Genomic DNA, 10069 nt, shown 5'->3' with positions numbered 1-10069 from the left:
TCTCTCTGAGAATATCGAAGTCGTTCTCTGAGGCTATCCCTCGACCTGCTTTGTTAGGCCCTTCTCGTGTGGTGAGTCCTTCCTCGTGTAGTTGGTGGAGGATTCTCTGAGCCTGTCGCTCTGAGATGCTAGGCTCTGCGCTGGGGGACGGCATGCCCCCTCCTCTCGATTGCATATCGCAATAAAACCGCCAGATAGCCTAATTTAGGCAAAGGATGTCGTAATAAATGAATTTATTACGACATAGAAAAGGCCTCACATTGTGGAGGCAATGTGAGGCCTTTTCTCTGCAGTGATGTCTATCGCCTACCGGTACGCCGTCAGCGTGGGCATGTGGTAGAACGCCAAATCCTCCTCGGGGTTGGGGGCGGTGGTCACCGTGTAGGTGAGGGTGATGCTCTTTGACGGCAGCAGGCTCGGGCGGAACCAGAGGTAGGCCTCCAGGCCGGCCTGGGTGGTTGACGAGAGGGCGGAGCCGTCGCTGGCGACTAGGTTGGTGATGGTGCCGCCAGCCGGGGCGTAGAGGTAGATCTGCGGGATCATGTCGCCACTCTGGAAGCCGTCGAGCTTGCCCATGATGTAGGGGCCGCCGTCGTAGACCTCTTGCTGGGTGGCCGTGTTGGTGAAGGTGGTCTTGACCTCATAGGACACCGTGCCGTCGGCGTTGGCCGTCTTGCCGAGGATCTCGTTGTTCAGATCGAGGTACCAGCCCAGCTTGGAGCCGATCCACAGGTTGAAGAACACGCCCACCGCCGGGGTCTCCGGTGTGGTGTCGAGCGAGCCCGACCAGCCGATCTCCTGGATGGTGACCTGATCCGTCTCGTTGGTGAGCCACAGCATGGTCTCGCGGCTCTGCATGCACTCCATCATGAGGGTGGCGAACTTCATGAGCGTCTCGGAGTTCATGTTGCCGATGAGGTTCTTGAACGAGAGGTCAGCTGCTTCGGCAAACAGGGCGTCGCAGATCTGGTTGCCGCTTTCCGTCGGCGTGCCGCTCAGATACTTCCAATACAGATCATGTTGCAGCACCTTCGTGGCGTTCTGGCCGTTGAGCTCGGTGCCGTTGGAGAGCTTGATGGGCCCGGTGATGGCCAGGATCTTCTGCACGACGCACGGCGTGATGCCGATGACGCCGTCTACGGAATTGCCCGTGCGCGCCGTGTAGGACGTGGCCCAGATGTTGGCCACGGTGGGGAAGTCGGGGTCGAACCCGGCGTCGCGCGGCACGGTCATCCAATTGCCGAACAGGGCCACCTCTGCCTCGGTGAACTGGACAGATGACGGTGTGGTATCAGTAAGCATGTCGTAGACGGTGGCGAAGTCGTCAAGCGAGATGGCGCCGTTGTTGATCTTGAGCGTGCCCATGGAACCGGGGAAGCCGCCGCTCGAGCGGATCTCGGCGGAATTCTGGGCGGCGATGAGGTACGTGCGCTCGCCGTCGACGCCCAGCAGCGTGCCCACCAGGGGCGCGAAGGCGTTCGCCTGCTGGAAGGTGTCGTTGATGCCGACGATCTTCTCACGCGCGGGACCCATGACGGCCTCGAGCTGGTCAATGTTCATGGGCGTCATGTTCGACAGCGTGTCGGTGCAGCGCTGCATGACGGGCGCTGCCTGCTGCAGCGAGTCGAGCAGCAGGCCCAATGCGGCCACGTCGATGGCGCCTTCCGACGTGATGAGGGCCGAGGGCGGGTTGGCCTCAAGCGCGCTGGTCAGCGGCATGAGCGCGTTGGAAGACGCGTCCTTCAGCGTGGCCACCACCGTGCGCACGTTCTGGATGTCGGGCCCCACCACGGGCAGCGCGGACGCAAGGCCCCACAGTGGCCCGTCCATTTCTGACTGCATGGCGCTGGCGGTGTCGTCAATCTTCTTCGCGGCCGCCGCAGCACCGGCGTAGTCGCCGCCGACAATCTGGTCTTTGATGCCCGAGACGCTGGTCATCACGGTGTTGGCCTGGGCCTTCAAGGTCTTGGCGGAGTTGAGCATGGTGAATCCGGACACGCCCACAGCTACCGCCAGCAGCACGATGACGCCCAGGACGACGAAGGGCCACTTGCGACGTCGCTTCTTGGCGGGCGGCGCCATCATCTCCTGGTAGTTGCCGAAGCCGGTGAAGCCGCTCTGGCCCCGCTGACCGACGGGTGCCATACCGGCGGGGCGGGCGCCGGGGCGCTGCCCACGTGGGACGTTGACGCCGGAGCGACGGCCGCCGCGGGCGGAAGGCCGGGCGGCGGGCTGGCTTTGCGCGGCGGGGCGCTGCGAATGCTGCCTGCCGGCGCCAGCGGCTCGCTGCTCGCGGGGCTGTGCGGCGCCAGCCTGGCCGCTGCGCGACGCATTCAGCCGCGGGTTGTTGCTGGGGGCGGCTGCGGGGCGGGCCCCTTGGCCGGCGGCTCGCTGCTCGCGGCCGCCCTGGGGCCGAGGCGCAGGCTGGCCTGCGCGCTGCGCAGCTCGTCCGCCCCGGCTTCCGTGCGGGTCTCCGCCGGCAGCTTGCCGGGCCTGCTGGCGCGGGTTATGGCTTCCCGCTTGGGGGCGACGCCGCTCAGGCGGGAAGCCCTCGTCAAACCTATCCGTCATGATGCTCCTCTTCGTCCTGGTTAAATGCCCGTGTGATCAGGCACGCGAATTGCATTGAACAGATAGTCACAATGATACCAGCCAAGAGTGGATACCAGGCGAAGGATGACCCGAACACAGAGTATTCGGATGAGCAACCGCCAGAAAAGGGGAGGTCAAAGCCGGAAGCTATTCCTACTCCACCGTCAGCACCGGCAGGTCGGTCTTGCGCATGACGGCCTTGGCGGTGCTGCCCAGGAAGTCGAGGATGCCGCGCTTGGCGTGACGGCCCATGACGATGAGGTCGCAGCCGTGCTCCTTCGCGAAGGCGGCGATGGTCTCGGCAGCGGCGGGGGCCAGCTCGACATCGCAGGCGATACGGTCGGCGGGGATGCCCTCTAGCGTGGCGGCCGCCTCGTGGAGCTCGTCAAGCGCGCGGGTCTGAGCGGCCTTGTCCATCTCCTGATCGAGCTCGAGGCTCTCCACGTCGGGCCCCATGGTGCCGTCGTAGTACATGCCGGGGTCGACATCGGCGGGAAAGACGACGGTTAGCAGACGCAGCCGCACATCCTCGCCCTCGAGGGCGAACTGCCGCGCCATCTCGAGCGCCGCCTTCGCGTGGTCGGATCCGTCGTACGCAACCAGGATGTTCGCGAATACCATAATGACCTCCCAAGGCTCGTCTGCCGTTGGAATCATGCTATGCCGCCCGCGCACCCGCGACGCCCTCCGAGACGAATCGGCACCAACCCGCCGCCGCCCAGCAACCCGTTCGTTGACGAATCGGGTTAGGAAAGCCAGCGGAGCACGGGGCCCCGCCGACGGGGGGCGGCTGCGCTTAAGCGCCGGCCGCAGGCTCCCCTAGACGAGCATCCACCTAGTAGCTCGGGTGTTTCCCTCGCTTCGCACGACGCCTGCCTCCTCGAGCGATCGAAGGAGACGGTATATCTTCTTCCCGTTAACGGGCTTCAGGTCTGCGTCTAGCGCCCCCAGGTTCAGCAGTCGCCGACTGACGGCGTCGGTGAGGCCCACGCGCGAGGCGGCCCCTCGGGCCCTCAGCTCGTCGATGATCGTCTGGCAGATGAGGTCGTCAAGCTCTCTCTTGCTGAGGAGACGTGCGGAAGCCTTCGCCTCGGGAGCCGTATCGTGCGAGCTTGGCGACGGGGCTCTCCTTGCGCGAGGCTCAACAAGGCGGAGCCGCCCGCCGTCCTCCTCGATGAATCCGCGCGCCGTGAGATCAGCGCGCTCGTCGGCGCCGAGCGGCAGGCCCTTCTGCGCCTTGTCGAGGGCAAGCACGGTAAGGATGGGGAGATCGGGGTTCGCGAACAGCAGGTGGGTGTATGTCGGGTTGATCTCGTGGTTGGGGAGGTCTACCCGCACGCGCTGAGGATCCGACAGATCGTAGGTCGGCAGCGGCATGTCGCGCTCGCGCGCCTTCTCGCATATCGTTCGAATGCCCATGGCGTTCTGGTCGAGCATTCTCACGCTCAGCATGGCATCCACGAGGAAGGGGTTGCGGTAGAAGGGCGGTTTGTACCCCTGCTCGAGCGCCTTCTCAAGGCTGCCAGGGATGAACCCGCCCTCGTTGAGGAATGAAATTCGGTCAGGGAATTCCTCAATGTTCACCTTGCCGCCGCGGTCGTAGGCCTGGTGGGCGATGGCGTTTCCCACAAGCTCGCGCAGGGACCAGTCGTTGTACTCGGTAGTGGTGAGGGGAATGAGTGAATCGGGATTCGCGAGAAGCTGAATCTCCTCGTTGCGGATCTTCGCCATCAGGTCGTCGATGCGCAGCAGGAACGGTGGTTCGAAGTGCTGGTAGGTGCGTATGGTGCCGGTTGCCTCGTAGAGAGACCACGTGATCTTCGGAAGGGCGCCGGCAATGAGCTTGGCAGACTCCGGCGTGCCCAGAAGCAGCAGGGCGGTATGAGTAATCTTGCCGCGGAAAGTGATGCCGGCCTTGTCGAGCAGCTCGCTGTCGTCGAGCCCGTCGATGATCCCCTCGCGATCGCCATAGCGCTCGCGCATCTTTTTCCGTGCGACGCCAATGGCCTCGGGGTCGAGGTCGGCCAGGGTCGCCCCTTCGACGACTTGCCGACTCCAGTCCGCAGGCGGTTGTTGGCGAATCTCGTCGATCTTGCTGATGGGGAGGGGGACGAGGTCCTCGTCTTCGCGCGCCCAGGCGGCGCCTGCCCACTGGGTGGGGATGCCGCGTGTTGCCGCAGGAATATCAAATACGATAACGCGTTTTCCCTCATGCTCGATTTCGTAGATCTCGCGGAAGGTGATGCGGTTGTTGGTGTTCTCGGCGATCTCCTTCTTGAGCTTTTGGAGTCCTTTGCTGGGCATCTGGGCCTCGCGGCGAAACGAGGTACCGCAGGTCTTGCCGTCGTCCTGCACGCCGAATACGAGGAAGGCGCTCGAAGCACCGCGAAGGTTGGCCTCATTGCTAAGCGCGGAGAAGTACTTTCCCAAATCCTTTATCCGAAATGAGTCTTTGGCCTCTTTAAGCTCGAGAATCTCATTTTCCGAATGGCGATTGAGCGAATTAAGCAATAATATAAGCTCATTTTCATTCATAAAGTCGCCTTTCTTGCATTATAAGTAAAACTATTAGCAAATTATAAGCCTAAATTGATACGATAAGGGCCCTATATGGTAAATATAGGGCCCTTATCGTTAGCGAATATTGAACTAAAGGGCTATCCCGCGCTTGCCACGTCGTCGGTGGTCAGGCCGGCCTTGGCTGCGAGCGCCCGGTAGTCCTTGGGCGCGGCGGAGTTGGTGGCGGCGCCGAGCGTGGTGCTTGAGGCCTGGGGCTCGGGAATGGTTGCGGAGGTGTCCGTGGGGTCGAGGCCCGCGTCGACGCGCTTCATCATGGCGCGCCACTCGTCGAACATGGTGCCCACGTAGCTCACGCCGCCCTGGCTCAGCGAGTAGCTGGGGCACGCGGCCTGGTACATCACGAGCCCGCTCCCCTGGAACTTGGTGGCTAGCCCCACCAGGTCGCCGACGGAGTAGTCGGTGGTCACGCAGCCGGCCAGCTCGCCGATGAGCCCGGGCAGCTGCGTGGGCGGGGCGTCGAGCACCTGCTGGATGATGGCCATGATGATGAGCCGCTGCGCCTGGGCGCGGCCGAAGTCGCCGCCGGACACGTTGTAGCGCTCACGCGCGAAGGCCAGCGCCTGGTCGCCGTTGAGCCGCTGCTCGCCGGCGCTGAAGCTCATGCCGCCGTTGCCGGCCTTGAAGCTCTCGGGCACGGTGACGGTGATGCCGCCGAGCAGATCCACCACGTCTTTCAGCTCGTCGAAGTGCACCTCGACATAGTGGCTGATGGGGACGCCGGCGAACTCGGAGATGCAGTCCACGGCCCCCGGTGCGCCGCCGAAGGCGAAGGCGGCGTTGATCTTCTGCGTGCCGTGTCCCTCGATGGTCACCATGGTGTCGCGGGGGATGGAGATGAGGTCGACCACCTTGTTCTTCTGGTCGATGCGGGCGAGCATGGTCACGTCGCTGCGGCTAGTGGTGTCGCCCTTGCGCGCGTCGCTACCCAGGATGGCCACGTAGTAGGCGTCGTCGCCGCGCGTGGGCGCCAGCTTGTCGAGCAGCGCCTGGCGCTCGGCTTCGGTGTTGAAGCCGAGGGCGCGGTCGAGGGCCCCGATCCAGAAGGCGAAGGCGCCGCCGCCCACCAGGGCGAGCGCCAGCACGATCCCAAGCGCCACCTTCAGCTTCTTGTGCTTCCCGCGGCGCTTGGCGGTGGTGCCGGGCGGCACCATGCCGGCAGCCGGCGTCGGGGCCGTCGCTCCGCGACGTCCGCCGCGTCCTCCGGTCGGGGGCATGGCGATGGTGCGACCCGGCTGCTGCCCGCCGCCCGCTCCGCCTGCGGCCCCAGCGTTCATGCGCACGGTCTGGGCAGACGTACGTCGCCCACCCGCTCCGGCCCGCGCCCGCGGGTTGCCGGGCGTGCCGCCGCCCCGGCCGCCGTCGAAGCCTCCGCCGTCAGCGTAGAAGGCGTCGTCCCCGCCCGAGGGCTGATAGTGGATGCCCTGGCCCGTGCGGATGCCCTGCCCGCCGGCCGCATCGCCCCCGCGCTGCGGGTTGTGCCGCCGGCCTGCCTGGGCGTTGTGTCTGGGATTGTTGCTCGCCATAGCGTTCGGCGCCGAGGCGCCTTGCCTCCTCGGTGAGTCGGGCGCGCGCCGAGGCGCGACGCCGTGGATCCGTAGTGGCGCCCGCTCGTCGGCGCGCGCTCGGCCGCGCGTCCCCCGACGTCGCCGGCCTCTCGTCGCCTTCATCCTACCACGTCCGCCCCAGTCCCACGCCATTTCCACGTCGAAGCCAACCCGCCTGCATGAGGGGTTTTCGCGGGAGGTGGCCCATGTATAATACAATTCGTAATACAATATGTATGACAAATGGTATTACTTTGCGAATGGAAGGGGGAGCCATGCGACATAGCGACATTTCCTCTGCGATAGGCGCTCAACGCCGGGTGCCGGTCTCTCTGCGCGTTCCTGCGGATCTGGCGGATGAGGTGGATGGCTTCGCGCGGGAGCACGGCGTGCGAAAAACCGATGCCTACCTCTTCCTTATCAAGAAGGGTCTGCAGCGTGGCGGCGACGAGGGCGGGTGCGAAGGCGCGGATGCGCGCGTTGGCGAGTACCGGGCCCTTCTCGATGACTTATCGGCGCTTCTCCAGGCGCCTGTTTCGGCGGCGCGGGAGGCGCAGAAGGTGAGGGAGGCGGTTGCCGAGGCCGCGTCACTCTTCCCGGCTATCGAGCGTGCCTACCTCTTCGGTTCGTTCGCGCGTGGGTCGCAAACGGCGGGGAGTGATGTCGATGTGCGTCTTGTGATTGACCGGGGGGAGGGGTTCACCCTCCGCGAGCTGAGTCACTTTGCGAAGATCGTGCAGCAGGAGACGGGGAGGGAATGCGACGTAGTGTCGGCCGCCGATGTGGCGAACGAGGCGCTTGCGGCAGCTATCGACCGAGAGAAGGTGCTCGTATATGAGCGCAAAACCGACTGACCTTGCGCGTATCCAGGAGATTTACGATGTTATCGTCCAGACGCAGCGCCAGCTCGGAGCCTTGTCATTTGATAAGGCGCGTTTTCTTCATCCGGGGAATGATCAGGATGAGGTGCTGGCCGAGGGATTCATGAATCGGGTTCTTCGCGTGACGGAGGAGGTCGGGCGCCTGGATGACGAACTGGCGAGCTCGTATGGGTTCAACACCGCAGGCGCGTCGGGGGTTCGCAATCGTCTGGCGCATGCCTACGGAGATGTTGACGCGGAGATAATATGGGCGGTCATCGAGCGTGAGTTCGATGCGCTGCTGAGCACGTGCCGCCGGTATTGCGATGATGTCGGGGTTGACCTCGAATAGCCTTCGAAGTTGTGCCGAAGTGGGGGATAGGGTAGCATCCTTGGTAAGGGAGGGTCGTTGAGCAGGGGAGACGGCTGAATCGAGAGGGGATCCCATGGTTTTTCTCGGCGCGCCGCGGGGCGGTGATGACGTGCGCTCGGGGCGCTTTGTAAAGACGCGTTTACGCATTACGGCGCTGGTCGTTGCGGTGGGCCTGCTGGCGCTCGGCGGATGCGCGGCGGGCGGAGATTCGGGGGAGTCCGGTGGTGCCGCGTCGGAGCCGCGCGTCGAGCGTGCGGTGGAGGTGGCAGAGGAGGTCGAGGCCCCTGCGAGCGACGCGCCCTCCGGCGTAGACGCGGGCGAGGGCGCCGCAGATTCGTCCGCGCCCCTCGCCGGCACGGGCGACGCCGCTTCCGCGCCTGCCCCTGATGCGTCGCTTCTCAAGGTGCGCTTCATCGACGTTGGGCAGGGCGACTGCGCGCTCATCAGCTGCGACGACCAGTGGCTGCTCATCGACGCGGGGCCTCCCCAGGCGTCGTCGACCGTCTATTCCGTGCTGCGGCGCCTCGGCGTCGCGCGGCTCGACTACCTCGTGTCCACCCACCCCGACGCCGACCACGCCGGCGGCATCTCCGGCGCGCTCGAGGCAGCCGCCTGCGGCACCTTCTACAGCCCCACTGCCGAATCGGACACGCGCACCTGGCGCAGCCTTTGCGAGCGGCTCGGTCGCCAGGGCGTCCCCATCACCATCCCCGCACCGGGCGACAGCTTCAGCCTGGGCGCGGCGCGCGTCACCTTCCTCGGGCCCGTGCGTCCAGCGTCAGATGACAACAACAACTCGCTTGTGCTGCGCATCGACCATGGCGACGACTCGTTCCTCTTCACCGGCGATGCCGAGCGCGAGGAGGAGTCTGACCTGGTCGCCGCAGGCGCCAACCTGCATGCTGATGTACTGAAAGTAGGACACCATGGCTCGGCTGGCGCCTCGTCGCCCGCCTTCTTGGCAGCCGTTGCCCCGCAGCATGCGGTCATATCGGTGGGGGACAACTCCTATGGGCATCCGACCGACGAGGTGCTTAGGCGCCTGACAGCCCAGGGAGCGAGCGTTCTGCGTACCGACCAGGGTGGTGACATCCTGGCCGTCTCCACCGGCGACGGCATAGTCCTTACGACGAAGGGATCGATCGATGAGTAGGAAGCGCAACGCGCGGCTGCTGGCCGCCATCTTCGGGAAGGGGGTGCCCGTCGCCAGCCGGCCCCTGTCGGCCGTCGCGCTGGCGCTCGTGCTGTGCGTGGGGGCGGCCTGTCTGCCTGGATGCCAGCCGGAGTCTCCTGCCGCCGATGGCGAAGGGCAGAGCCTGGCGCAGACCGGACCAGGCGGGGAGGCCGCGTCTGATCCGCGGCTTACCTTCACGGTGAACCTGGACGACGATGAGTTCCAGGACGTGCCCCTCGTGATAAAGGTGGAGGGCGAGGGGGCCGACGGCGAGGACTTCTCGCGCCAGTACCGGGCTCTGCCGGGGCATGTCTACGACCTGAGCTGTGATCCGGGCACCTACCGCTTCTCCGTCGAGGCCGATGCGCCCTACGATGACGCGTACCTCTGCGTGCCCACGTCGGCCAGCTGCGTCTATGACGGGGAGGAGGGCCAGGAGGTCGTGCTGGCCGCAAAGGTCGACCGTGAGGCGATGGAGGTCGCAGCTGCAGAGAAGGCCGCCGCCGAGGCCCGGGCTGCCGAGGAGGCGCGTGCTGCCGAGGAGGCCCGCCTTGCGGCGGAGGCCCAGGCTGCTGAGGAGGGGCGCAAGGCCCAGGAGGCTGCGGCTGCAGCTGCGGCGGCAGAGGCCCAGCGCAAGGCCCAGGAGGAAGCCGCGGCAGCGCAGAAGAGTACGCATACGGTCTACATTACCAATACGGGCGAGAAGTATCACCGCGATGGTTGCCGCCACCTCAGCAAGAGCAAGATCCCCATCGACTATGCCGACGCCCGCGCGAAGGGATACGCTCCCTGCAAGGTCTGCAGCCCCGGCTGATGGCCGTCGGCGTGAGATGGGGTTGTGCGAAACGGCGCCCTAAATTGGCCAAAAAATGACGATCTGACGACGCTCGGTGACTCTCATGCCGGGCGTCGTTGCATGTTTGCCCAGGTCGCAAAAGCGGGCAGA

Annotated in this window: 8 protein-coding genes; 4 read left to right on the top strand and 4 right to left on the bottom strand. The window is 65.3% G+C overall.

What is annotated here, in order from left to right; translation table 11 throughout:
- Positions 1-306 precede the first annotated feature (306 nt).
- The 4 genes from AC6I0Y_RS10415 to AC6I0Y_RS10400 form a co-directional block, all read right to left on the bottom strand.
- Positions 307-2145 carry a DUF4012 domain-containing protein gene (locus AC6I0Y_RS10415; protein WP_497731674.1) on the bottom strand — a complete coding sequence of 613 codons (1839 nt, stop codon included), beginning with the start codon at positions 2143-2145 and terminating at the stop codon, positions 307-309.
- Positions 2146-2745: 600 nt separating this feature from the next.
- Positions 2746-3213 carry a universal stress protein gene (locus AC6I0Y_RS10410; RefSeq protein ID WP_497731672.1) on the bottom strand — a complete coding sequence of 156 codons (468 nt, stop codon included), beginning with the start codon at positions 3211-3213 and terminating at the stop codon, positions 2746-2748.
- A gap of 198 nt (positions 3214-3411) precedes the next feature.
- Positions 3412-5127, bottom strand: coding sequence for an RNA-binding domain-containing protein (locus AC6I0Y_RS10405; protein ID WP_497731669.1), 1716 nt, complete (start codon positions 5125-5127; stop codon positions 3412-3414).
- A 122-nt stretch (positions 5128-5249) separates the two neighbouring features.
- A complete protein-coding gene (locus AC6I0Y_RS10400; RefSeq protein WP_497731666.1) occupies positions 5250-6695 on the bottom strand; it encodes an LCP family protein in 1446 nt (481 codons plus the stop codon).
- A gap of 296 nt (positions 6696-6991) precedes the next feature.
- Between AC6I0Y_RS10400 and AC6I0Y_RS10395 the strand changes: the two genes are divergently transcribed.
- The 4 genes from AC6I0Y_RS10395 to AC6I0Y_RS10380 all read left to right on the top strand — a co-directional run bounded on the left by AC6I0Y_RS10395 (position 6992) and on the right by AC6I0Y_RS10380 (position 9937).
- Positions 6992-7570, top strand: a complete 579-nt coding sequence (locus tag AC6I0Y_RS10395; RefSeq protein ID WP_160709415.1) for a nucleotidyltransferase family protein — start codon at positions 6992-6994, stop codon at positions 7568-7570.
- Entirely contained in the window at positions 7551-7928 is a 378-nt protein-coding gene (locus AC6I0Y_RS10390) for a HepT-like ribonuclease domain-containing protein (RefSeq protein WP_497731663.1), read from the top strand. Before AC6I0Y_RS10395 ends, AC6I0Y_RS10390 begins: the two co-directional genes overlap by 20 nt.
- Positions 7929-8022: 94 nt before the next feature.
- Positions 8023-9102, top strand: coding sequence for a ComEC/Rec2 family competence protein (locus AC6I0Y_RS10385; RefSeq protein ID WP_497731661.1), 1080 nt, complete (start codon positions 8023-8025; stop codon positions 9100-9102).
- Positions 9095-9937: a hypothetical protein gene (locus AC6I0Y_RS10380; RefSeq protein ID WP_497731659.1), complete on the top strand. Its 843-nt coding sequence runs from the start codon at positions 9095-9097 to the stop codon at positions 9935-9937. The genes AC6I0Y_RS10385 and AC6I0Y_RS10380 overlap by 8 nt, the downstream gene beginning before the upstream one ends.
- Positions 9938-10069 lie beyond the last annotated feature (132 nt).

This window comes from Adlercreutzia sp. St.1H8, from assembly GCF_059728655.1.
This window is presented reverse-complemented; position numbering and strand designations above follow the sequence as displayed.

Coding starts and splice junctions, on each gene's coding strand:
- AC6I0Y_RS10390 (WP_497731663.1), top strand. CDS start 7,551: ATGAGCGCAAAACCGACTGACCTTGCGCGTATCCAGGAGATTTACGAT.
- AC6I0Y_RS10400 (WP_497731666.1), bottom strand. CDS start 6,695: ATGGCGAGCAACAATCCCAGACACAACGCCCAGGCAGGCCGGCGGCAC.
- AC6I0Y_RS10380 (WP_497731659.1), top strand. CDS start 9,095: ATGAGTAGGAAGCGCAACGCGCGGCTGCTGGCCGCCATCTTCGGGAAG.
- AC6I0Y_RS10410 (WP_497731672.1), bottom strand. CDS start 3,213: ATGGTATTCGCGAACATCCTGGTTGCGTACGACGGATCCGACCACGCG.
- AC6I0Y_RS10395 (WP_160709415.1), top strand. CDS start 6,992: ATGCGACATAGCGACATTTCCTCTGCGATAGGCGCTCAACGCCGGGTG.
- AC6I0Y_RS10385 (WP_497731661.1), top strand. CDS start 8,023: ATGGTTTTTCTCGGCGCGCCGCGGGGCGGTGATGACGTGCGCTCGGGG.
- AC6I0Y_RS10415 (WP_497731674.1), bottom strand. CDS start 2,145: ATGGCACCCGTCGGTCAGCGGGGCCAGAGCGGCTTCACCGGCTTCGGC.
- AC6I0Y_RS10405 (WP_497731669.1), bottom strand. CDS start 5,127: ATGAATGAAAATGAGCTTATATTATTGCTTAATTCGCTCAATCGCCAT.